16 protein-coding genes and 2 pseudogenes are annotated in these 21,963 nt (G+C 76.8%); 6 read left to right on the top strand and 12 right to left on the bottom strand.

All coding sequences use genetic code 11. The annotated features are described in order from the left end of the window. Nucleotides 1-1,104: pseudogene (locus tag ACFSJS_RS07265) on the bottom strand (hypothetical protein); the annotation flags it as partial. Between the two features lie 184 nt (nt 1,105-1,288). Beyond that, nucleotides 1,289-2,278, bottom strand: coding sequence for a LysR family transcriptional regulator (locus ACFSJS_RS07270; protein WP_380898020.1), 990 nt, complete (start codon nt 2,276-2,278; stop codon nt 1,289-1,291). Between the two features lie 274 nt (nt 2,279-2,552). On the opposite strand from ACFSJS_RS07270, the gene ACFSJS_RS07275 reads away from it, so the two are divergent. The 3 genes from ACFSJS_RS07275 to ACFSJS_RS07285 all read left to right on the top strand — a co-directional run bounded on the left by ACFSJS_RS07275 (nt 2,553) and on the right by ACFSJS_RS07285 (nt 4,657). Then, on the top strand, nt 2,553-3,158 hold the full coding sequence (locus ACFSJS_RS07275) for a TetR/AcrR family transcriptional regulator (RefSeq protein ID WP_380898022.1): 606 nt from the start codon (nt 2,553-2,555) through the stop codon (nt 3,156-3,158). A 12-nt stretch (nt 3,159-3,170) separates the two neighbouring features. After that, nucleotides 3,171-4,052: an alpha/beta fold hydrolase gene (locus tag ACFSJS_RS07280; RefSeq protein ID WP_380898025.1), complete on the top strand. Its 882-nt coding sequence runs from the start codon at nt 3,171-3,173 to the stop codon at nt 4,050-4,052. Between the two features lie 230 nt (nt 4,053-4,282). Further along, nucleotides 4,283-4,657 (top strand): cupin domain-containing protein, encoded by a 375-nt coding sequence (locus ACFSJS_RS07285; RefSeq protein WP_380898027.1) that lies wholly within the window; start codon nt 4,283-4,285, stop codon nt 4,655-4,657. Nucleotides 4,658-4,735: 78 nt separating this feature from the next. Here the strand turns inward: ACFSJS_RS07285 and ACFSJS_RS07290 are convergent, their stop codons facing one another. Further along, the gene (locus ACFSJS_RS07290) at nt 4,736-5,197 is read right to left on the bottom strand and encodes a cyclic nucleotide-binding domain-containing protein (RefSeq protein ID WP_380898029.1); all 462 of its coding nucleotides are present in this window, start codon (nt 5,195-5,197) and stop codon (nt 4,736-4,738) included. A gap of 248 nt (nt 5,198-5,445) precedes the next feature. Between ACFSJS_RS07290 and ACFSJS_RS07295 the strand changes: the two genes are divergently transcribed. Continuing rightward, nucleotides 5,446-6,354, top strand: a complete 909-nt coding sequence (locus ACFSJS_RS07295) for a universal stress protein (protein ID WP_380898031.1) — start codon at nt 5,446-5,448, stop codon at nt 6,352-6,354. Between the two features lie 64 nt (nt 6,355-6,418). Here the strand turns inward: ACFSJS_RS07295 and ACFSJS_RS07300 are convergent, their stop codons facing one another. Then, nucleotides 6,419-7,486, bottom strand: coding sequence for an MBL fold metallo-hydrolase (locus tag ACFSJS_RS07300; RefSeq protein WP_380898033.1), 1,068 nt, complete (start codon nt 7,484-7,486; stop codon nt 6,419-6,421). An 86-nt stretch (nt 7,487-7,572) separates the two neighbouring features. Here ACFSJS_RS07300 and ACFSJS_RS07305 point away from each other — a divergent pair, with 86 nt between their 5' ends. Then, on the top strand, nt 7,573-8,559 hold the full coding sequence (locus ACFSJS_RS07305) for a LysR family transcriptional regulator (RefSeq protein ID WP_380898035.1): 987 nt from the start codon (nt 7,573-7,575) through the stop codon (nt 8,557-8,559). Here ACFSJS_RS07305 and ACFSJS_RS07310 read toward each other — a convergent pair. From ACFSJS_RS07310 to ACFSJS_RS07330, 5 genes and pseudogenes are all read right to left on the bottom strand, one after another. Next, nucleotides 8,520-9,443: a serine hydrolase gene (locus ACFSJS_RS07310; RefSeq protein ID WP_380898037.1), complete on the bottom strand. Its 924-nt coding sequence runs from the start codon at nt 9,441-9,443 to the stop codon at nt 8,520-8,522. The genes ACFSJS_RS07305 and ACFSJS_RS07310 overlap by 40 nt on opposite strands. 81 nt (nt 9,444-9,524) lie before the next feature. Continuing rightward, nucleotides 9,525-10,214, bottom strand: coding sequence for a DUF5825 family protein (locus tag ACFSJS_RS07315; protein ID WP_380898039.1), 690 nt, complete (start codon nt 10,212-10,214; stop codon nt 9,525-9,527). 102 nt (nt 10,215-10,316) lie between these two features. Further along, a pseudogene (locus ACFSJS_RS07320) lies at nt 10,317-12,241 on the bottom strand (RiPP maturation radical SAM C-methyltransferase). A gap of 249 nt (nt 12,242-12,490) precedes the next feature. Next, a complete protein-coding gene (locus tag ACFSJS_RS07325) occupies nt 12,491-14,338 on the bottom strand; it encodes a S9 family peptidase (protein ID WP_380898041.1) in 1,848 nt (615 codons plus the stop codon). Beyond that, nucleotides 14,335-15,624: an MFS transporter gene (locus tag ACFSJS_RS07330; RefSeq protein ID WP_380898043.1), complete on the bottom strand. Its 1,290-nt coding sequence runs from the start codon at nt 15,622-15,624 to the stop codon at nt 14,335-14,337. Before ACFSJS_RS07330 ends, ACFSJS_RS07325 begins: the two co-directional genes overlap by 4 nt. A gap of 803 nt (nt 15,625-16,427) precedes the next feature. Between ACFSJS_RS07330 and ACFSJS_RS07335 the strand changes: the two genes are divergently transcribed. After that, the gene (locus tag ACFSJS_RS07335) at nt 16,428-17,528 is read left to right on the top strand and encodes a polysaccharide deacetylase family protein (RefSeq protein WP_380898044.1); all 1,101 of its coding nucleotides are present in this window, start codon (nt 16,428-16,430) and stop codon (nt 17,526-17,528) included. 133 nt (nt 17,529-17,661) lie between these two features. On the opposite strand, the gene ACFSJS_RS07340 is transcribed toward ACFSJS_RS07335, so the two are convergent. The 3 genes from ACFSJS_RS07340 to ACFSJS_RS07350 all read right to left on the bottom strand — a co-directional run bounded on the left by ACFSJS_RS07340 (nt 17,662) and on the right by ACFSJS_RS07350 (nt 21,894). Continuing rightward, nucleotides 17,662-19,425, bottom strand: coding sequence for an ATP-binding SpoIIE family protein phosphatase (locus ACFSJS_RS07340; protein ID WP_380898045.1), 1,764 nt, complete (start codon nt 19,423-19,425; stop codon nt 17,662-17,664). Between the two features lie 188 nt (nt 19,426-19,613). Further along, nucleotides 19,614-21,041 (bottom strand): sugar porter family MFS transporter, encoded by a 1,428-nt coding sequence (locus tag ACFSJS_RS07345; protein ID WP_380898047.1) that lies wholly within the window; start codon nt 21,039-21,041, stop codon nt 19,614-19,616. Next, nucleotides 21,034-21,894: a phytanoyl-CoA dioxygenase family protein gene (locus ACFSJS_RS07350; protein ID WP_380898049.1), complete on the bottom strand. Its 861-nt coding sequence runs from the start codon at nt 21,892-21,894 to the stop codon at nt 21,034-21,036. Before ACFSJS_RS07350 ends, ACFSJS_RS07345 begins: the two co-directional genes overlap by 8 nt. Between the last annotated feature and the right edge of the window lie 69 nt (nt 21,895-21,963).

Consider the following 21,963-nt stretch of genomic DNA (forward strand, 5'->3'; position numbering starts at 1 on the left):
TGCCGTGTCCGCCTCCCCGGTGGCCGTCTCGGGTTCGGGCTCGGGTGCGTCGGTGGCCGGGGTGGGTTCGGTGGCGGGTGTCTTGGGCGCGGGTGCGTCGTCGGCGGGTGCGGGCTCGGGCTCGGTGGCCGCAGCGGGGTCGGTGGCGGGCTCGGGCTCGGGCTTGGTGGCCGCAGCGGGGTCGGTGGCGGGCTCGGGCTCGGGTTCGGCGGCGGGTGCGTCGGTGGCCGGGGTGAGCGTGTCGGTGGAGGTTCCGGTTTCCGCGGCGGGTGCCGTGTCCGTCACCTCGGCGGGTGCGGGCTCGGGTTCGGCGGCGGGTGCCTCGGTGGCCGGGGTGAGCGCGTCGGTGGTGGGGGCTTCGGTTTCCGCGGCGGACGTCGTGTCCGCCTCCCCGGTGGCCGTCTCGGGTTCCGCGGCGAGTGTTCTGGCCGGCTCGGCCGGTGCGTCGTCCTCGGCCGCGGACACGGCGGACTCCGACGCTCCGGAGGCGTCGTCGCCGGTCCTCTCCCGGTTCGCCCCGGCGATGCCCGGGGCGGGGGTGCCGGGGGAGGGGATGAACAGCCCCCCGGCCGGCTGCCGTTCCCGGACGGGCTCCTCCACGGCGAGGTCCCCGGTGCCGGAACCCTCCGCGGGGGCGGGGGCCGGGTCGTCCTGCGCCCCGGGCCCGCGGCGCTCCGCCTCCGCCGCGGCCTGCGGCTCCGGCTCGGAGCGGGTGCCGGGCACCGTCTCGGCATCGGCCCCAGCCGGTGCCCCAGCCGGCGCACCGCCCTGTTCACCGGCCCGTTCCCGAGCGCCCCCGCGACGGGACGCCGGGGAGCGGCGGTACGCCAGGATCCCGGCCCCCGCGGCGACGGTGAGGACGGCGCCGCCCACCAGGAGCGGCAGGGAGCCGAGGACGGCTCCGAGCACGAGCAGGAGCAGGCCCACCGCCACCAGGGCCGCGGCCGGGCGCGGGACCGTCCTCGGCCGGGCGGCTCCCGGGACGTCCGCCCCGTCGGCCCGCGGGGTGCCTCCCCGCAGGGGATGCCACTCCACGGCCTTCCGGCCCGCTCCCCCGCAGCTCCGGCCGCCGGTCTCGTGGTGGTCGATGATCTCGTTGGTCACCGGCGCCCTGTGCTCGCAGACCGGGCATGTATCGCGACGCATTTCCGCCCCCTCGTGGCACTTCCCAGGTGGACGGACTGTAGCGGACGGGGGGACGGGCCGGTGGAGGCGGTCCACCGCCGGCCGGCTCCGCTCCCGACGGGGCCGGGCCGGCGGAAGCCGCAGGCCCGGCGGCTCCGCCGCGTCAGGCGCGGTCGCGGCACGGTGCGGCGGCCGGGGGCGTCACACCGAACCCGGGGTGCTCCGCCAGCCACCGGGTGTAGCTGACGCTCCGCGCGGCGGCCTCGGTGTGCGCGGCGCGGGTGTGCGCCACGACCGACGCGGCGACGCCGGCGGCGGACGATCCCGGGTGCCAGCCGACCAGGTGCCGCCAGCTCAGGGGTGCTCCGGCCAGGGGCCGGGTCACCAGGCCGGGGGTCGGCGGGAACGTCGCCCGGCACAGCCCGACCGCCCGGCCCACCTGCACCAGGTGGACGCACGAGGCGGTGTCCGTCTCGTAGACGCGGGAGGGGGTGAAGCCGGCGCGGGCGCAGGCGGCGGCGAAGCAGTCGGCGAAGCAGCCGTCCCCGGGCACGTCGGTCCATGCCTCCTCCGCCAACTGCGCCAGTTCCACCTCGCGTTGCCCGGCCAGCGGGTGGTCCCGGCCCAGCAGCACGAACACCGGGTCGACCGCGATCTCCCGCCACGCCAGCCGGTCCGCGGCGGGCGGCGGGCTCTCCCCGCAGGCACCGACCAGGGCGAAGTCCACCCGCCCCTCGACCACCTGCGCGGCGATCTCCCGCTCGGACCAGGAGGTCCGGGTGGTCACCGACGTCCCGGGGTGGGCCGTCGCCAACCGGTCCACCAGGGCTCCCAGCAGCGGTCCGTGCGTACCGCCGAGCCGGAAGCGGGGCATGCCGTCCCAGGCGCGTGCGAACCGCACGGCCTCCTCCTGGAGTTCGCGCACCGCGGGCAGCAGGACACCGGCCCGGTCCAGCACCAGCTCGCCGAGCGCGGTGGGCCGCACCCCGTACCGTCCCCGGGTGAACAGCGCGCCGCCCAGGGAGCGTTCGATCCTCTTCAACTGGGCGCTCAGCGCGGGCTGGGCCAGTCCCAGCGCCGTGGCAGCCCGGGTGAGGCTGCCCGCGTCGGCGATCGCCCGGATCGTCCTCAGGTGCCGCAGTTCCAGGTCCATGCCGGACAGCTTGGGACGGCCGGGCCCGCCCGGCAATACATCGGGAGCTGATTGGTACGGACCACGTACCGGATGCCCGGCGGCGAGGGGTGCGGGCTCCGGCCCCGGCGGTGCGGGACCGGACGGCCGGTTCGGGGCAGGGCGGGGACGCGCGGGCCGTCCTCCGTGATCGCGACGGTGTGCTCGGGGCGGGCCGCCCGGCCGCCGGCTGTGCCACAGGGCACCACCACAAGCGAGACGAGACGTATCGTCTCGCTCGTGGTACGGTCCTCCCATGTCCAAGGAACCGATGGCCGCCCGGCGCAGCGCGGCCTCCCGCGCGGCGATCCTGGAAGCGGCCTTCCACCTGGTCGGCGAGGTCGGGTACGGCAAGCTCAGCATCGAGGCGATCGCCGCACGCGCCGGCGTCGGCAAGCAGACGATCTACCGGTGGTGGCCCTCGAAGGGCGCGGTGCTGTTCGAGGCGGTCTTCGTGCGGAGCTTCGGGGACACCGAGAACCCGGCCCCGCTGCCCGACACCGGCGACCTGGAGGCCGATCTGCGCACCGTCCTGCGGGCCACCGCGCTGGAGCTCGCCGACCCGGAGGTGGACCGGCCGCTGCGGGCGCTGACGGTGGCGATGCTCGAGGACGAGGCCCTGGCCCGGGAGTACCGGACCCGGGTGGAGGAACCGACCCGGGAGGCCAAGCGGGCCCGGCTCCGCTCCGCGCAGCGCGCCGGCCAGCTCCCGGCCTCCCTGGACCTGGACGCCGCCGTCGACGCGATCTTCGCGCCGATGGCGCAGCGGTGGCTGCACCGGGCCGGACCGCTGACCGAGGAGTACGCCGACGCGCTGCTGGAGATCACGCTCGGTGGTCTGCGGCGCAGCGGCCCGAACTGAGGAGGGGGACGCATGGAGACCTTCGTCGACGCCGGAGACGGCTACCGGCTGTGGGTGGAGACCACGGGAGGGGAGGGGCTGCCGCCGCTGCTGCTCGTCATGGGCGCCGGTGCCAGCGGCATCGCCTGGCCCGGCGAACTCGTGGCCCGCCTGGCGCGGCACCACCGCGTCATCCGCTACGACCACCGCGACACCGGCCGCTCCACCCGCGCCTTCCACGAGCGGCCCTACGCGATCCGCGACCTCGCCGGCGACGCCGTGGCGGTGCTGGACGCGCTGTCGATCGAGCGGGCGCACGTGGCGGGGATGTCGCTGGGGGGCTACCTGGTGCAACTGCTGCTCCTGGACCACCCGGGGCGGCTGCTCAGCGCCGCGCTGTGGGGCACGTCCGTGCTGGGCGGCGCGCGCCCCGACCCGGAGATCCGCGACGAGGACCTGCCCGGCCCCGATCCGCGCGTACTGGCGATGTGGGAGCAGATGGGGCAGGAGCGCGACCAGGAGGCCGAACTGCGGTGGCGCGTGGAGCACTGGCGGATCCTCAACGGCGGTGTGCTGCCGTTCGACACCGGGGAGTTCGAGGACCTGGAGCGCCGTGTCGCCGCCCACAGCGGCGGCTGGACCGCATCGCTCGCCCACGCGCTCGCCGACCGGTCCGGCATGGAGCGGGGAGGGGAACTGGCGCGGGTGACCGTCCCGACCCTGGTGATCGACGCCCCCGAGGACCCGATCACCCCCCCGCCGCACGCGGCCCGGCTCGCCCGTGCCGTCCCCTCCGCGCGGCTCGTCACCATCCCCGGGCTCGGACACGCGCTCAGCCGCGCCACCGTCTCCCCGCTCGCCGACGCGCTCATCGCGCACACCCGGTCCGCAGGCGCCCCCGGCCGTACGCCCTGACCGGTCGCCCTGACCGGTCGCCGGGCCCGCGGCGCGCACCGGTTCGGTCGGCCGCGTTCCGCCGCCGCGCCCCGCCCGTGCGGTGTGGCGGCGGGCGGGAGGCCCTTCACTCCGGCGGCGCACATGCCGGCCCCGCCTCCGGGGTACCCCGTCCGTTCCTACGTCGTCTACCGCGGCCGGGACGAACGGCTGGGCGCGCGGGCGCCCCGGCGCGGAGGGAAGTGTGTCCGATGATCACTCCGCAGGGCGGTCCCGAGTCGCACCGCGAGGAACACCCGGCCGGTGAGGTCGTGGGCCTGCCGGCCCAGGGGGAGTGGCTGCTGGCCGAGGCGGGGGCGGCCGGGTCCGGGTGGGCGTCCCAGACCGTCGTGGAGGTCCCCGGCCTCCTCGTGACCCTGGTGGCGCTGAAGGAGGGCCGGGGGCGGGCCGAGCACCGCACCCCCGGCGCCGCGACCCTCCTGTGCCTGACCGGCCGGGTGGTGCTGAGCACCGTCGACCGGTCCTGGACGCTGGAGCCGCGGGAGCTGATGGCCCTCCCCGGGGAGCGGCACCGCCTGACGGCGGAGGCCGACGCGCTGGCCCTGCTCACCGTCCGGCTGGACTGACGCCGCCGGATCCGGGGCCGCCGGGGCGGCCCCGGATCCGGCGCCCCCGACTCGCGCGCCGAGCCGCGCGGCGTCCCGTCACAGCGACGGGCCGCTGCCGTAGGGCGCGTACAGGTCCAGCAGCCGGGTGCGGGCGTTCTGCAGCCGGTGCGCCACGATCTCGGCCACCCGCAGGGCGACCGCGCGGCCCAGGACCGCGTCGTCGTCACACAGCTCCCGCACCCTGGCGGCGTCGAACTCCAGCGCCCGCACCGGGCTGAGCGCCTCGGCGCCCAGATGCCAGGTGTAGGGCGGGAACAGCCAGGACCACCCCAGCAGGTCGCCGTGGGAGAGGGTCTCCACGACGACGGGCCGCCGGCCGGGGACCTTCATGTCGAGGGTGACCGACCCGGTGCGGATCACCCAGAACCGGTCGGTGCGGCGGCCCTCCTCGGAGATGCGCGCGCCGGCCGGGAAGGACGTCTCGCGGGCGAACTCCATCAGCCGCTCGCGTCCGCCGGGCGGCAGGGCGCTGAACAGGTCGGTGGGGGCGGCGATCATGGCGGTCCTCCCTGGGGACGGGTGCTGTGCGCGGAGGCGTCCGCGCCCGGCGGTGCCGTGGCGCCCGCCACCGCTCCTCTCTCCGTTGTACTCCTGCGCCCCGCAAGCGGGCGGCCCGGCGACGGCGGGCCGCCCGGCCCTCCGGGCCGGACCGGGACCGGGACCGGTGCCCGCACTGATCGCGGGTACCCGGTGGAGGCGTGGACACGTGCGGCGGCGAAGTGCCGCCCGAGCAGCGGAGGTGTGGGATGGTTCGTGCGGTCACCGTGGGCGTGGACGGCTCCGCCGAGAGCCTGGCCGCGGCCGGCTGGGCGGCCCGCGAGGCGCTGAGCCGGAAGGCGCCGCTGCGCCTGGTACACGTACGGGAGCCCGATCCGTTCGGCCGGCCGTACCCCTCCGCCGACTCCGACGCCCGACGGCACCGCGACCGGTGGACCCCTCGGGAGACCGCCGCCGAGCTGGGCCGCAGGCACCCGGAGCTGGAGATCACCGCCGACCGGCTCACCGGCCGCCCCGCCGAGGTGCTGGTCTCGGCCGCGGAAGACGCCGAGGCGCTGGCCGTCGGCTCCCGGGGACTGGGGCCCGTGGCCGGCTTCCTGATCGGCTCCGTCGGCCTGTCCACCGTCGCCCGCGTGGCCTGCCCGGTGGTGCTGGTCCGGGCCGGGACCGCGGAACGGGACACCGCGGTCCCCGGCGGGGACGGGGACGCCGGCGCCGGGCGGGTGGCGCGGCGCGAGGTCGTCCTGGGCCTGGAGCTGTACCGCGAGAGCGACGGGCTGCTGGAGTTCGCCTTCGACGCGGCGGCCCGCCACGGCGCCCCGCTGCGGGTCGTGCACGGCTGGAACCCGCCGCTGGTCTACGGCATCGACCCCGTGGCCGTCGATCCCCGGATGGCCGGCGAGCTGGCCGAGGAGAGCGCCCGGGTGCTGGGCGACACCCTGCGGCGGTGGCGGGAGAAGTACCCGGCCGTGGAGGTCAGGACGCGGATCGAGGCCGGCAGGCCCGCCCGGCTGCTGCTGGCGGCGGCCGAGGAGGCCGCCCTGGTGGTCGTCGGCCGCCGCAACCGCCGCTCCCCGCTGGGCTTCCACATCGGTCCGGTGGCGCACGCCGTCATGCACCACGCCACGGCGCCGGTCGCCGTCGTCCCCTTCGGCTGACAGGCCGCGCCGGCGGCCCGCCGCACGGCGGACCCCCGGCGCGGGGGGAGACGGGCGCCGGCCGTCAGGGGGTGAACGACTCCAGGTGGTCGACGACCACGAAGCGCGTCTCCGGGGCGGCGTCCCGCACCGCCCGGCGCAGCTCCTCCAGGCCGCCCCAGTCCACGGCCGGCTCGTCCAGCGGCTCGTCGAAGTCGTCCCAGTGGGTGGGGACGACGTAGGGCGGGTGGTCCAGGCAGGACAGCAGCCGCGGCACGTACCCGGGGACGCTCGCACCGCCCGGCTGGATCATCGCCAGGTCCGGGGCGAGGCCGTCGAGGTCGGCGGCGCTGAAGTTGGAGCCGCCGAAGTTCACCAGGGTGAACCCGGTGGCGTCGCTGGTGATCGCGTAGGCCAGGGTGCCGCCCTCGACGAGGTCGGCGATGGTCTGCGGACGCGGCGGGGGTCCGCCGGGCCGGGTGCCGGGGAAGGGCACCCGGGACCGCGGGCCGGTCATCGAGTGCAGCGAGCGCAGCACCCGGATCGAGTAGCCGTCCAGCTGCACGTGCTCACCGCCGGCCACCACCGACAGCTGGTCCCTCAGCGTGCCCTGCCGGTGCGGCGCGGCCAGCGCCAGCAGCATGTTGGCGTGGCTCTCGGTGCCCCAGACGGTCGCGCCGGTGGTCGACGCCAGGTGCGGCACGTCGGGCAGGTGGTCGTAGTGGCCGTGGGTGACCAGGATCTGGTCGGCGCGCAGCCGGTAGCGGTCGATGACGTGCTCGTGGACGACCAGCGGCGTCTGGGGGTCCGCGCCCTCCTCCGTGTAGGTGCCGGTGGGGAAACGGGTCAGCCAGGGGTCGATGAGCACGGTGGCGGGCTTGGCGCCGGGCCGGTCGATGCGGATCTCCCAGCCGTTGTTGCCCAGCCAGCGCAGCCGCATCCCGGACCGGCCCGGCTCGGTGCGCGCCGCGCGGGTCCGCCGGCGGGCGGCCGGGGAAGCCGCCTGTGCCGCACCGGCCCCGGCCAGTCCGGCGGTGGTCAGCCCGGCCGCGGAGGCGCCCAGCAGCCCGCGCCGGGACAGCGCGGGGGAGGACGAGGAGGTCCGGGAGGAGGGGGCGGAGGGGACAGAGGTGAACCGAAGAGGTGGTCGCATGCGGGGCATCAGAGCACGCCGGCCCGCGGCCCGTCCAAGATCGGAAAGTGCTCCCGGCGATACCGGAACCGATATCGTCCCTGCCCATGGACCTGCTGCGGCACCTTCGGTACTTCCGGGCCGTCGCCGAGGAACTCCACTTCGGCCGGGCGGCCGAGCGGCTCGGCATGGCGCAGCCGCCGCTGAGCCAGCGGATCCGCGGGCTGGAGGAGGAGCTCGGCGCCCGCCTGTTCGACCGCTCCTCGCGCGGGGTGCGGCTGACAGCCGCCGGCGAGGTGCTGCTGGCCGAGTCGGAGGAGCTGCTGGCCCGCGCCGAGCGCACCCGGACACTGGTCGCGCGCGCCCACCGCGGCGAGTACGGCGTGCTGCGCGTCGGCGTGCCGCCGGAGCTGTCCGGCCGTCTGCTCGCCCGCATCCTCACGGACTTCGCCCGCGAGGCCCCCGACGTGCAGGTGGAGCCCCGGGAGTCCGGAACCGCCGAGCAGGTGCGGCTGCTGGCCGACCGGGAGCTGGACGCCGGCTTCCTCCAGCACCCGGTGGAGGCGGCCGGACTGGTGGGCGGGCCGGTCACCGGGCTGCCGGTCGGAGTGGTCGTGCCCCGCGCCTCCCCGCTGGCCGGGGCCGGCCCGCTGTCCCTGGCCGCGCTCGGCGGGCAGCCCCTGGTCCTCTTCCCCCGGTCGGCCGCGCCGGGCCTGTACGACGCCACGCTCGCGGCCTGCCGCGCCCGGGGCTACCACCCGCCGCGGATGGTGCACGCGGGAAGTCCCGAGGTGGTGATGGGCCTGGTGATCGCAGGGCGCGGCGTCGCCCTGGCGCACGCGGCCGTGGCCCGCAAGGAGCCCCGCGTCCTGTGGCGGCCGCTGGAGGCGGACGAGCTCGTCTGGCCCGTCTCCTACGTCCACCCCGCCGACTCCCCGCACCCGGCCGCCCGCCGGCTGGCGGCCACCGCCACCGCGGCGCTGCGCGCCGAGGCCGGGGAGCGGCCCCCGGGGGCGCGGGACCCGGGCGGCGCGCCGCGCCCCTGGGACGTGGTCTACGCGGTGCCGCCGGAGGCGGACGGGGACGCCTGCTGAGAGCAGCAGCCGCGCAGCGCCTCCACCGCCTCCCGCCCCGCCGCGCCGATCGCGGCGTCCAGGTCCGGGCGGCGCTGGGCGAGGGAGCGCGTCTCGGTGAGGACGGCGACCGCGTACCGGCCTCCGCCGGGGAAGGAGGCCACCCCGATCTCGTTGCGCACGCCGGGCAAGGTGCCCGACTTGGCGGCGACGGCGACCTCCTCGGGGAACGCCGCCGCCAGCCGGTGCCAGCTCACCTGCCGGGACATCAACTCCCGGACCAGGCGGCACGCCTGCTCCGGACCGGCGCGGTCGGTCCAGAGCAGGACGAGCAGGCGGGTCATGTCCCGGGCCGTGCCGCTGTTGGTCCTGAGCGGGTCCAAGGTGGGCAGGGCGCGGATCCGCCGGGGGGAGAGCGTCGGGTAGAGGGCGGCGAACGACTCCGGCCCGTCGGCCCCGACCTCCGCCAGCACGCCCTCCAGCAGCGCGCGGGGCGAGCCGACGATCCGGGTGGCCGCCAGGCCCAGCTCCCGCACCAGCAGCCGCACGGTGTCCGTGCCCACCCGGCGGAACAGCACGTCGGCGGCGGTGTTGTCACTGACCGCCAGGGCGAACAGCGCCAGGTCCCGCAGGCTCATCTCCACGTCGTCCGCGCACCCGGCCGTTCCCGTCCCGCCCAGCCGGTCCGCCTGCCGCACCAGCACCCGCTCGGCCGGGTCGAGCTGGCCGAGCACCGCCTGCCGGGCGAACTCCAGCACCAGCGGCACCTTGACGACCGAGGCGAGCACCGCCGGCTCGTCCGGTCCGACACCCGTCTGCTCCCCGCAGTCCACGCAGCGCGCGTGCAGCCGCAGCCGCGCGCCCAGCGCCTCGAACTCCCGTTCCACGCCCCCCAGATCGGTCACCCGGCCATCCTGCCGCACCGCGGTGCGGCGGCGGCGCGGCAGGGGGACGGCGCCGGGCCGGAGGGGCGCCCGGAAGCACCGTCAGATGGCCATGGCCTCCTGGATCCACCGCCGCACCCGGTAGGGCAGCCACCACACCAGGGGACCCACCTCGGCCACGAGCCGCTCCTCGCGGAACTCGGCCAGGACGGCCGCGGGCACGGCGTCGGCCCGGGCGCCGTAGGCCAGCGCGGCGATCGCCCCGCCGTACTCGGACTCCTCGGCGGTGAAGCGGCGCAGGTCGCCCCAGCGGCGGTCGCGGATCTGCACGAAGCCCGGCCCCCGCCGCCACAGGAGCTTGCACAGGTAGTGCCCCTCGCGCCACCGGGCCAGCGCGCCGGCCGCGTCCGCCGGGCCGTCGAGCTCGGACGGCGGCTGGAGGTGGCTGAGGTCCCGCCAGCCGTCGGCGGGCTCCGGGGGCAGCCTCAGCCGCCACTCGACGAACACCGCGCGGGCGGTGAGGTCGCGCACCAGGCACAGGTCGCGGACGGCGCGGACCGCGCCGTCCGCGCCGTCCGCGGCTGCCGCGGCGAGGTCCACCGGCCGCGGCAGCCGCACCCGGCGGGCACCCAGCTCCCACAGCCGGTCCGCCCCGGCGGCGACCGGGCCGTCGATCCGCACGTCGCCCAGGCGCATGCCGGGCAGCGCGCACGCCCGGGGGTCGTAGTCGCGCCAGGCGGTGACGGTCAGCGGCTCCGGGCCGCCCGGGCGGTCCGTGGTGGTCGTGCTCATCGGCATCTCTCCCTCGCGTCGCCTGTGCTCTTCGAAGCGCCGCGGCACCCGCGGGCCCGCGGCTCCCGGGCCGGGGCGTCCACCGGCCCGGGGCGCCGGCCGTCAGACCGCGGCCGCCGCCCGCGCGGGCGCGGAGCCGTGCCGGGGCGGCGCGGCGTGGAGGTGGCGCATGAAGTCCAGCCGCAGCAGGTCCTCGTTGACCGCCGCGGGGGCCACGTGCACGCACTGGCCGCCCTCGGCGAAGACCAGGCCCAGCTCCCGCCACCGCCCCAGCAGCTCCGCCACGGCCTCCCCCGGCACGGCCTGCGGCAGCCGGGCGGTGAGCTTGCGGGCGAGGGCGGCGGGCGCGTGGGGCTGGTCCAGCAGCCGGAAGGCGGCGACCTCCAGCGGGTCGGTCAGCTCCAGGACCCCCCAGTCGAACAGCCGCCGGCGGCTGACCAGCACGATCCGGTCGCCCAGGTCGGCGTGGGTGAGCCTGCTGTCGGCGTGGGCCTTCTTCCAGGCGGCCAGCGCGTCGTTGAGCGATGCCACGGTCTCCTCGCCGATGCCGCGCTCGGGCGCCTCGAAGACGTAGGCCAGGTCGTACAGCTCCGCCTCGGGAAGGTCGTAGGTGAAGCGGTAGTGCTCCTCCGCCCGCAGCCCGGAGAAGCCCAGTTCGGGCCGGGTGAAGTACGGGCTGAACCGCTCGATGGCGATGCGCGCGGACAGGTCGACCGGCGGGTTGAGGTGCTCCAGCGCCGGAATCTGGGCGATGACCTCCTCGTAGTCGGCGGCCGTCTCGCCGGGGAAGCCGTGCAGGTAGTTCCAGGCGACCGACAGGCCGGTCTCGGCGCCGTCCCGCAGCATCCGGACGTTCTGGCAGCCGCTGACGCCCTTGTCCATCAGCCCCAGCACCCGGCTGTTGAGGCTCTCGATGCCCGGCTGGACGTAGATCAGGCCCGCGTCGGCGAGGGTGCGCAGTTGGGAGCGGCGCATGTTCGCCTTGATCTCGATGTGCAGCCGCAGGTCGTAGCCGCGTCGACGATGCGGGGCAGCACCGTGGTGAGGTAGCCCATGTCGAGGATGTTGTCGACGACGTACATGTCCAGCACCCGGTGGCGGCGGGCCAGCTCCATGATCTCCTCGTAGAAGGTCTCCGGGCTCTTGCTGCGGAACTGCATGAACGATCCGTTGAGCCCGCAGAAGGTGCAGTGGTGCTTCTCGCCCCACCAGCAGCCGCGGGCCCCCTCGACGACGAGCTTGGGCTCGACCCAGTTGCGGGCCACGGAGGCGGCCAGCCGCTCGAAGTAGCCGCTGTAGTCGGGCGGCAGGATGGCGGCCGGGGGCATCGGCGAGGTGCTCATCGGGTTGGCGGTGGCGGAGCCGTCCGCGCCGCGGTGGCACAGCCCCGGAACCTCCGACAGGTCCGAGCCCTCGGCCAGCGCCGTCAGCAGCCGGGGGAAGGCCACCTCGCCCTCGCCGCGCACCACGTGGTCCACGAAGGGGAAGTTGCGGTGGAGGGCGGCGCCCTGCTCGGCGTCGCAGTTGGCGCCGCCCAGGACGGTCACGATGTGCGGGGCCAGCGCCTTGACCTGCCGGGCGGCGGCCAGCGCGGCGGTGTTCTGCTGGAAGGTGGAGGTGAAGCCGACCACGTCCGGCCCGTACGCCGCGATGCGCTCGGCGGTCTCCCGCACGAACTCCGGGACGATGCGGTGCAGCGCGTGCGACATCCGCAGCCGGGAGGGGCGCAGCTTCCGGCTCATCGCCTCGGTGAACTCCTCGACCCGCCACTCGGGGTCGTCGTAGAGGGCGGAGGAGAAGACCCAGTCGCCGCAGCCCAGGAAGTAGGAGGAGAGCGCGTAGTACTCGTAGTCGTCGCCGGTGAACTCCGTGCGGCGGGTGATCCAGTCGGTGAACTCCAGGTTGGCGTGGAGGACTTCGGCCCGGCCGCCGGGGGTGCGCTCGTCCACGCTGCGCTTGAGGATGCCGAGCGCCAGGGACGGGAGGTCGATCGGTGACCAGGGCATGTTGACGAGCAGGACGCGCATGGCGACTCCTCGGGGCGGAAATGAGGACGGGCGGCGGGAGGACGGGGGCCGGTGGCCGCCCGGCCCGGCGGTGAGGGCCGGACCGGGCGGTGAGGAGTCACTCCTCCTCGGTGTCCTCCGCGTTGCGGAACGGGACGGTGACGGTGATGCCGACGCTCGGCTTGCGGTTCTCCTCGTCGCCCGCCAGCGGGTCGTTGTTGATGACGTCCTTCTGCACGGCTGCCTCCCTTCTCGGTCTCGTGGATCGCCTCATCGGTCCCCGGCCGCCGACTGCGGCGGCCGGTCCTTCCCCCGCCCCTGCCGGTGCGGGGAGTCGTGGTCGGCCGCCCGGCCGGGGCCGCGCAGCTCCCGGTCCAGGAAGCCCAGCGCCCGGCGCAGCACGGCCACGTGGTCGCTGCCGAGGTAGCCGTCGTGCCCGGAGTCCAGCCACATCTCCTCGTGGCGCACACCCGAGGCGCGCAGCGCGGCCAGGTACGTGCGCACCTGCTCGGGCGGGCACTTGACGTCGCGGGTCGCGGCGGCCATCAGCAGCGGAGCCCGCACCCGGTGCGCGTAGCGGACGGGCGAACTGCGCGCGTAGCGGTCGGGCACCTGCTCGGGCGTGCCGCCGAACAGCGCCTCGTCCAGCGCGCGCAGGGCCGGCGTGCCGGTGCGGTGGGCGGTGGCGCAGTCGGCCAGCGGCTTGACGGCGACGCCCGCCCGCCACAGGCCGGGCCGGGTGCCCAGGGCCAGCAGGACGAGGTAGCCGCCCCAGGAGGTGCCCCACAGGCCGACCGCGCCGGGGTCGGCCAGCCCGCGCGCCAGCACGTCGGCCCGCACCGCGGCGAGGTCGGCGACCTGGGTCAGGCCCACGCCCTCGCCGTACGCCGCGCGCCAGCGGGGCCCGTAGCCGGTGGAGCCGCGGTAGTTGACGCGCGCGACGGCGAAGCCCGAGGCGACCAGCGAGTGCACCACGGGGTCGTAGGCGTCCCGGTCGTGGTCGGCCGGACCGCCGTGGACCAGGAGGACCAGCGGCGGGCGCGCGGGGTGCTCGGGGAGGCTGAGCAGGGTGTGGACCTCGCCGTCCGGCCCGGGCGTCCACAGCTCGGTGTGCCGCCCCGGCACCCGCACCGGGGGCACGTCCACGGCGGGCAGGGCGGCGCCGGAGGCGGAGTACGCCCGGGGAGGGGTGGCGGTGTCGGTCCACAGGTAGTGCACCTCGCCGTCCGGCCGGGGTGCCGCGTCCAGGACGCTGCCCGGCGGCACGGGCACGGGGGCCAGGGTCCGCCGGTCCAGGTCCGCGGTGAACAGCCGGCTGCGGCCGTGGCGGTCCTGGCGCACCAGGATCCGGCGCCCCCGCGGGTACCAGCGGGCGGTGATCTCGGTGTCGAACGAGCACCACCGGTGGAGGCGCACGCCGCCGTCCGCCCGCCAGGTGGCCGGTACGTAGCGGTCGCCGTCCTGCCGGACCAGCAGCAGCTCCGCCTCCCCGGCGCCGGGGGCGAAGCCCAGCGCCCACAGCCCCCCGTCCCGCCCGGACAGCACCGCCGCCGCCTCCCCGCCGGCGGTGTGGACGGCGACGGCCCGTTCGGAGGCGGCCGTCCCGGTGACGGCCAGCAGCCGCGCGTCCGGCGAGACCCCGGCCAGCACCGCGTGCCCCTCGACCCGCAGGACCGGCCGCCCCTCCCCGCCGCGCCGGCCGAGGTGGACCGTCAGGCCGCGCCGGTCGCCGAGACCGACGGCGACCGTGCCGTCGCCGACCACGGCCAGCCCGCGGGGGGCACCGGGGGACGGCCCGGTCAGGCCGGGCCGCACGGGACCGCCGTGGAAGTCCTGGAAGCACCAGCGGCCCAGTCCGTCCTCGTCCTCCTCGAACCACCACACGGCGGCGTCGGCGTCGATCGCGCAGTGCAGGGTGCCGCGCGGGCGGTCGGTGACCTGCCGGGCGCGGCCGGTGCGGGCGTCGACGGCGAAGACCTCGCAGCGCCCGCCGGCGTCGCCGGTGAGGACCATCAGCGCCGGGTCGCGCGGGCAGACCTCCGGCAGCGCCGGGCGGTGGACGCGGTAACCGGGCGCGGGGCGCTCCTCGCCCGCGGCGGGGGCGGGGGCCGCGCTCACGCCGCCTCCCCCACCCGGTCGCCCGGCACCCGCAGGGCGCCGCGGGCCACCGCGAGCGTGGTGCCCGCGGCGAGCAGGCCCAGCAGCGCCGCGCACCCCGCGACGGCCGCCGCGGTGCCGGCCCCGGCCCCGGCGGCCCCGGCGGCAAGGGGCGCCAGGGCCGCCGCGCCTCCGGCGGCGCCGGCCAGCGCGGTGCCGGTGCGGGCCTGCAGTGCGGGCGGCGTCACCCGCAGCGCGCGGGTGTGGAGCACCACCACGGCGGCCGGGACCAGCAGGGAGACGGCGCCGAACAGCAGCCCGTACAGCCACGGTCCGCCGCCCGCCGCCAGTCCCGCGGCGGCCGGGACCAGCAGCCACGAGACGGCCACCAGCGTCCGTGCCGCGGTCAGCCGGCGCACCGCGGCGGGCGCGGCCAGCGCCCCGGCGAGGCCGGCCGCACCGGCGAAGGAGAACACCAGCCCCAGGGCGGCCGGGCCCCGGCCGTCCTCCTGGAGGGCGAAGACGGCCGTGTAGTGGAGCGCCACCAGCAGCCCGTTCGCGGCCGCGGTCCACACCAGCACCAGGCGCAGCACGGGGGAGCGCAGGGCCAGGGCGAGACCCGCGCCCGTCTCGGAGGCGAGGGCGGACCACCGGGCCCGGGAGGGCGGCGCGGCCCTTCCGCCCGCCGGTTCCGGCGCGAGGTCCGAGCGCATGCCGCGCACGCACAGCGCGGCGACGAGGTAGGACAGGGCGTCGGCGAGGAACGGCAGCCACCGGGAGCACTGGTAGAGCAGGCCGCCCAGCAGCGGCCCCAGGACCAGGGCGCCCTGTTCGCCGGCCTGGAGCCGGGAGACCGCCCCGGGAAGGCCCTCCGGAGGGCAGAGCAGGGCCACGGTGCCGCGGGACGCCGCTTCCTGGCAGGAGGTGGCGACGCGCTCGACGAGGACGGCGGCGAACAGGTGCGCCGGGTGCAGCACGTCCAGGGCCAGGGCCGCGGCGAGCGATCCCAGGGCGGCGGCCGACACCGCCGCCGACCGCACCATCACGCGCCGGCGGGCGCCCCGGTCGGCCAGGACGGCGGCGAACGGGCCCAGCAGCAGCCCCAGGGCGGTGGAGACGCCCGCGACCGCTCCGACGAGGGCGGGGGAGTGGCCGAGGCCCAGCAGGAGCAGGGGGAGGACCAGACCGGAGACCTGGGTGCCCAGGGCGTCGGTGCTGTTCGCCCACCACAGCAGCCGCAGGTCGCGGGCCGGTGCGGAGGGGGCGGGCCTGCCGCCCGCCGCCCCGGTGGCGGGGGCCCGTCTCATCGGCGGCACCGGGGGTGCGGAGCGGAGAGACGGATCAATACGGGTAAAACGCCCGCGTCCGATGTCGTAGAGCCTCGTTCCACGCGCAGCCCTTCCACTCCGTCCTCACGGAGGTCCGTGAAGGCCGGCCGATGGTCGACGTGCGAAGAAGACGTGCGAAGGAGACGTGCGGGGAAACCGTGTGCGAATCGTGACGGCCGGGAGTCTAGCCACGGAGTGACGCAGGCCACAAGGGCCGCGGCGCGGGACGGATCGGGGCCCGGCGGCGGAAGGGAGCCGTCCGCGCCCGTCAGGCCCTGGGGACGCCGAAGTAGCGGGCCGGCCCGGCGGCCAGGCCGAGGCCGCCGGCGATCCGGAGCCTGCGGGTCGTGAACATCGTCAGCGGACCAGGGCGTCGAGCGGGCCGGCGCGTTCGGGCCGGAACTGCCGCTCCGTGCGCCGGAAGACCTCGCCGAGGACGCGCCTGCGCCGGCCGCCCCGCCGCCGGCGCCGTCGTCCACGGAGCCCCCTCTTGCCCGTGAGGAGACCTACCCGTGGGTAAGGCTGCGCCGCGGTACCGGGCGGACAAGGGCGAAGCGGTGGGCGCGGACGCACCGCCGTACCCCCGACACCCTGCGGAGTGACCCGGCCGGGCCGGACCCCGGCCCCCGCCACCTGCGCGGACGGCCCCCGGAACCCGGCCGCCGGACGGGGCGCGGTCGGCCGTTCGGCCCAGCGCGGCGCGAGAAGAGCACGCCCCTGCCGGAGCCTGAGGGTGACGGCCCGGCCACCGCCGGTGCCCGCCCCGACACCCGGAGAGCACCATGCGTCGACGTCCCCGAGGCGACCGCGCGGCACTGGTCCTGGCCGCGATACTCATAGCCGGCTGCTCCGCGGCCGGCTCCCCGCACACCCGGCCGCCCGACGACGGCGAACCGCAGGACCGGAAGGAGGCGGGGCTCCGGGCGGTGCCGGAGGCCCCCGGGGGGAGGGCGGGCCCGGAACGGCCGGCCGAGGAGGGACGCAAGCCCGCCGGCACCGACCCGGCGGCGGTGGGGGCCAACGAACTGGGGGCGGTGCCGGTGCTGATGTACCACCGGGTCACCGAGGACGCCGCCGGGGTCGACGACCGCACCCCGCAGGACTTCCGCGCCGAACTGGAGCGGCTGGCGCGGGAGGGGTACGTGCCGGTCACCGCGCGGGAGTTCACCGGCGGCGGGATCGACATACCGGCCGGAACCCACCCGGTGGTCCTCACCTTCGACGACTCGGCCCCCAGCCAGTTCCGGCTGGACGAGCACGGCCGGCCCGACCCGGACACCGCCGTCGGCATCCTCCTGGAGGTGGCCCGGCGCCACCCCGGGTTCCGCCCGGTGGCGACCTTCTTCGTCAACGAGGACCCCTTCGGCGACCCCGGCGGCCGAAAGACCCTGCGCTGGCTCCACGACAACGGCTTCGAGATCGGCAACCACACCCTGCGGCACACCCTCCTGAGCGAGGCCGGCGAGGAGACGGTCCGGTGGGACATCGCCGCCGGGCAGTGGGCGGTCCACAAGGTCCTGCCCGGGGTGTCCGTGGTCTCGATGGCCCTTCCCTACGGCGCCGCGCCCCGCCCCGGGCGGCTCGCCGCCGCCGGCGAGTACGCCGGGGTGGCCTACCGGCACCAGGGCGTCTACCTGGCCGGCGCGGGCCCGGCCCCCTCGCCCCACTCCGCCGGCTTCGACCCCGGGGCCGTCCCCCGCATCCGCTCCCAGGCGACGGCGGGCCCGGACGCCTCCTACGGTTCGACGGCCTGGCTGGACAGGCTGAGCGACGGGAGGGCCGAGCGCTACACCTCCGACGGGGACCCGGAGCGGATCAGCTTCCCCCGCTCCCGGGAGCACCTCCTCGACCCCGCCCACCGGGACGCCGCACGGCCCTACTGACCGGCGCGGACGAGCCGTTCCCCCGCGCCCCCGCCCGGTCCCGCGCCCCCGCGGGACCGGGCGGGGGCGGGCACGGCCGCGGCGGGCGGCGGCGGTCCGGCGCCGCCGCGCGCGGACCCGCCGGGGAAGCGCCTCACAGGAGCGCCCGCGGAATGTCCTGCTCGGCCCAGACCACCTTTCCGTCCGGCGTCCGGCACGACCCCCAGCGGCGGCTGAGCATGTTGACCAGCTGCAGCCCCCGGCCGCCCTCGTCGCTGAGCCGCGCGTGCTGGATCTGCGGCAGGTCCGGCCCGGTGTCGGACACCTCCAGCGTCAGCCTGTCGTGCCGCATCAGCCGCAGCTGCCCGGGGCCGCCGCCGTACCGCAGGGCATTGCCGACCAGCTCGCTGACGACCAGTTCGGCGACGTCGGCCAGCTCCTCCAGGCCCCAGCGGGCGAGCTGCGCGGTGACCAGCGAACGGGCGGCGGACGCGGCGGTGCCGTCCGGGGGCAGGGGCCACACGCGCAGGTCGGTGCCCTCGGGCAGCTCCCCGCCGGCCGCCATCAGCAGGACGGACTCGTCCAGGCGGCTCCCCTCCCCCAGGGGGATCCCGGACGGGTCCTGCGCGTCCAGCAGCCGCTCCACCATCTCCGGGAGAGCGTCGGCCAGCCGCCGCAGCCAGGCGTCGACGTCGCCCTCGCGGGTCTTGACCAAACCGTCGGTGTACAGCACGAGCCGCTGCCCGGCCGCCACCGGCACGGTGACGGGGTCGTAGGGGATCACCCCGGCGCCCAGCGGCGCACCGACGGGCACCTCCACGCGGGAGACGGCCCCGGAGGCGTCCACCAGCAGGGGCGGCATGTGCCCCGCGCCGGCCAGGGTGCAGCTCGCGGTGGCCGGGTCGTAGACGGCGCACAGGCAGGTGGCGACCGGGTCGTCCTCCAGGTCGCGGACGACCAGGTCCAGGCGCGCCAGCACGCGGTCGGGGGCGGTGTCCATGCCCAGGAGCGTCCGGCTGACCGTGCGCAGCCGCCCCATCGTGGCCGCGGCGGCCACCCCGTGGCCCATCACGTCCCCCACCACCAGTGCGGTCCGGCCGCCGGGCAGGGCCATCACGTCGAACCAGTCGCCCCCCACCCCGCCGGGGTCGGGGCTCGGCGTGTAGTGGGTGAAGACCTCCAGGCCGGGGGTGTTCGGGGTGGCGCGGGGCAGCAGGCTGCGCTGGAGCGACAGGACGTGCTCCCGCTCGCGCCCGTAGAGGCGGGCGTTGTCGATGAAGACGGCGGCCTTGGAGGCGAGCTCCGTCGCCAGCTCCACGTCCGAGCGGGTGAACGGGGGGCTGCCGGGGCCGCGGACGAAGTCGGCGGCCCCGAGCAGGACGCCGCGGGCGGTCAGCGGCACCGCCATGTAGCTGTGCACCCCGGCCCGGCGCATCGCCTCCGCCGCACCCGCGGTCGGGGCCACCCGCCGGTAGTCGTCGCGCCGCATCCGGCTCAGGAGCACCGGCTCCCGGTTCCGCAGGCAGTGGACGGTGATCAGGGTCTGGGGGTGGACGGAGAGCTCGCCGGGCTCGTCCGGCTCCAGGGTCTCCAGTTCGGGTACGGCGGAGACCGCGACGGCCCGGGTGACGGGTGCCCCGGCGCCCCCCGCCCGGGCGCCGGCCTCGCCGCGCAGCACCGACTCCAGCAGGTCGACGGCCGCGCCGTCCGCCAGCCGGGGGACGACGAAGTCGGTCAGCTCCTGCGCGGTCCTGCCCAGGTCGAGGGTGGTGCCGATCGTGGTGCTCGCCCGGTTGAGCCATGCCAGGCGGCCCCGGGAGGTGCGCGGACGGCGCAGGACGGCGGCCGCGCGGCGCACGCTCCTGGGGATCCGGGTGCTCCACCGGTGCCGGTCGCCGTTGCTGCCGCTCGTTGCCACGACTCTCCCCGTCCGTGTCCCGACCACTGGTGACTCAAGAGTCTTTCAGGCTCGGGGCGGCGGCCCGCCGGGCGGGAGGCCGGTTGGGCCGAACGGGGCCCGGCCGGCCGGCGGGCGGCCGGGCCGGAACGGGGCGGGGGCGCCGCCGGCCGGAGGCGTCCGGCGGCGCCCCGGGGGGAGGGGAGCGGTCAGCGCGCGGTGGCCGGCCGGGCCCCGGGCCCGGCGAGGGACCGTTCGATCTCCTCCAGGCTCCGGCCCCGGGTCTCGGGGACCCGGCGCACCACGAAGACGATGCAGGCCACGTTCATCAGCGCGTAGAGGAAGAACGTCCCGCTGCGCCCGATGGTGTTGATGGCGGTCAGCGCGGTGACCGCGATCAGCAGGTCGAAGCCCCACACCGAGAGCGTCGCCAGGCTCGTCGCCGGGCCCCGCACGGACAGCGGCAGGATCTCCGGGCCGATGAGCCAGACCACCGCCTGCATCCCGATGCCGTTGAAGAGGATGTAGGCGAACAGGGACAGGATCACCGTCCAGCGCTGGAGGGCCGAGCCGTCGCCGCCGAGGAAGGCGGCCGCGAGGACGGCCATCGCCAGTCCGGAGCCGGGCAGGAACCACAGCATCGTGCGGCGCCGGCCCGCCTTGTCGACCAGGATCGCCCCCGCGACGCCGGCGACGACCAGCATCACTCCGATGCCGATGCCGGTCAGCAGCGCCACCGAGTCGCCGAAGCCCGCGTCGGCCAGGACCGTCGGGGCGTAGTAGACGATCGCGTTGATGCCGGTCAGCTGGGAGAACGCCGCGATGCCGATGGCCACGACCAGGGCCGGGCGGACCCACGGCCGGCGCAGCTCCCGCCAGCCCCCGCGGCCCTCGCCGCGGCTGACCGCCGCGATCTCCTCGATCTCGGCGTCGACGTCCTCGCCGGGCCCGCGCAGCCGCGCCAGGACGGCGCGCGCGGTCTCCCGGTGCCCGTGCTCGACGAGCCAGCGGGGGCTCTCGGGCAGCAGCGCCATGCCGACGACCAGGACGACCGCCGGGATCACGGCCAGCCCGAACATCGTCCGCCAGCCGCCGCTGCCGGCCAGCGCCCACCCGCACAGGTAGGAGATGAGCTGGCCGATGGCGACCATGAGCTGGAACAGCACCATCAGCCGGCCCCGGATCTCCGGGGGAGCCATCTCGGCGATGTAGACGGGCACCATGTTCGACGCGCCGCCCACCGCCAGCCCGAGTACGAAGCGGGCGGCGATCAGGGACGGGGTGTCGGGGGCGGCGGCCGCGGCCGCCGCCCCGACCCCGAAGACCACGGCGACGGCCATCACCACCTTGCGGCGGCCGTACCGCTGCGACATCCTCCCCGCCAGCAGGGCGCCGGCCATGGCGCCCACGAGGATGACGCTGACCACGACCTCCTGCTCGCGGGAGGAGAGCTGGAAGTCTTCCCGCAGGTACAGCAGCGCGCCGGAGATGATGCCGGTGTCGTAGCCGAACAGCAGCCCGCCGAGCGCGGAGACGGCCGCCACGGCGTACACCAGCAGGGGGCGTCCGCCGCCGGCCGGCGCGCCGGCGTCCCGTTCCGCGGTCCCGGGGCGCGCGCCCGCCGTCGCCTCAGGCATCGCCCATGACCAGACCCTCGATGGTGTGCTTCTGCGTGATGGGGGTCAGCTCCTCCACCACGGGGCAGGCCAGGTGGTCCCGCACGCGCTGGGGCAGCGACTCCCAGTAGGCCCGGGTGACGGCCATGTCGTGCCGCTCGTCGTTGTTCGCCTCCGGGCCGTCGACGCCGAGCACCAGGACCGGCCGGGACTTCGCGGACCGGTTGGCCGTCCCCCGGTGGATGGTCAGGGCCGAGCGCGCCGAGATGTCGCCGCGCCTGGGGTACTTGCGCACCGCCAGCTCCTCGTAGCGCGGGTAGTCCGACTTCGGCGGGAACATGCCGTGCGCGAAGGAGGGGCTGTCGTCCCACTGCGTGCCGGGGGCGATCTCGAACGGGCCCATGTCCTCCTCGGTGTCGACCGTGGTGACGTTGAAGGCCAGCGAGGTCAGGCGCCGTTCGGCGCGGGTCTCCTCGGGCATCGGGAAGTCCCGGTGCCAGGGCTGGTTGACCGCGCCCTCCAGCGGCACGTCGAAGCCCAGCTCGACGATCCGGTAGTCGGGGCCCAGGACCGCCGCGCACACCGAGCGCACCCAGGGGTGGTCGACCAGGCCGACGAAGTCGCGGATCTGCTCGGGGTGGATCTCCACGTAGTAGCGGTTGGGGCCGCGGCCGACCGCACCCCCGGGGCGGCTCAGGGCCTCCTCGAAGGCGGCGGCGACGTCCTCGCCGAGGCGGTCGGCCCACTCCGGGGCGAAGGCGCCCCTGCGTGCGGTGATGCCGTCCCGGTAGAGGGCCTCGACGTCCGCGGACACGTCCACCTCCACGCCCGCGGCCGGGCCCGGGGTCCGCGCGTGATCCGTCTCTGCCGTCATCTCTGCCTCCTCGCGGTGTCGGAACGCACGCCATATTCCGTGTTGCATGCAACGTTGCAAAGAGGGATG

The sequence above is a fragment of the Streptomyces desertarenae genome, from assembly GCF_042681365.1.
Classification (GTDB): domain Bacteria; phylum Actinomycetota; class Actinomycetes; order Streptomycetales; family Streptomycetaceae; genus Streptomyces; species Streptomyces desertarenae.

What these genes read in the sequence shown, in the direction of transcription:
- ACFSJS_RS07270 (WP_380898020.1), bottom strand. Translation starts at nt 2,278, where the DNA reads ATGGACCTGGAACTGCGGCACCTGAGGACGATCCGGGCGATCGCCGAC.
- ACFSJS_RS07275 (WP_380898022.1), top strand. Translation starts at nt 2,553, where the DNA reads ATGTCCAAGGAACCGATGGCCGCCCGGCGCAGCGCGGCCTCCCGCGCG.
- ACFSJS_RS07280 (WP_380898025.1), top strand. Translation starts at nt 3,171, where the DNA reads ATGGAGACCTTCGTCGACGCCGGAGACGGCTACCGGCTGTGGGTGGAG.
- ACFSJS_RS07285 (WP_380898027.1), top strand. Translation starts at nt 4,283, where the DNA reads ATGATCACTCCGCAGGGCGGTCCCGAGTCGCACCGCGAGGAACACCCG.
- ACFSJS_RS07290 (WP_380898029.1), bottom strand. Translation starts at nt 5,197, where the DNA reads ATGATCGCCGCCCCCACCGACCTGTTCAGCGCCCTGCCGCCCGGCGGA.
- ACFSJS_RS07295 (WP_380898031.1), top strand. Translation starts at nt 5,446, where the DNA reads ATGGTTCGTGCGGTCACCGTGGGCGTGGACGGCTCCGCCGAGAGCCTG.
- ACFSJS_RS07300 (WP_380898033.1), bottom strand. Translation starts at nt 7,486, where the DNA reads ATGCGACCACCTCTTCGGTTCACCTCTGTCCCCTCCGCCCCCTCCTCC.
- ACFSJS_RS07305 (WP_380898035.1), top strand. Translation starts at nt 7,573, where the DNA reads ATGGACCTGCTGCGGCACCTTCGGTACTTCCGGGCCGTCGCCGAGGAA.
- ACFSJS_RS07315 (WP_380898039.1), bottom strand. Translation starts at nt 10,214, where the DNA reads ATGAGCACGACCACCACGGACCGCCCGGGCGGCCCGGAGCCGCTGACC.
- ACFSJS_RS07330 (WP_380898043.1), bottom strand. Translation starts at nt 15,624, where the DNA reads ATGAGACGGGCCCCCGCCACCGGGGCGGCGGGCGGCAGGCCCGCCCCC.
- ACFSJS_RS07335 (WP_380898044.1), top strand. Translation starts at nt 16,428, where the DNA reads ATGCGTCGACGTCCCCGAGGCGACCGCGCGGCACTGGTCCTGGCCGCG.
- ACFSJS_RS07345 (WP_380898047.1), bottom strand. Translation starts at nt 21,041, where the DNA reads ATGCCTGAGGCGACGGCGGGCGCGCGCCCCGGGACCGCGGAACGGGAC.
- ACFSJS_RS07350 (WP_380898049.1), bottom strand. Translation starts at nt 21,894, where the DNA reads ATGACGGCAGAGACGGATCACGCGCGGACCCCGGGCCCGGCCGCGGGC.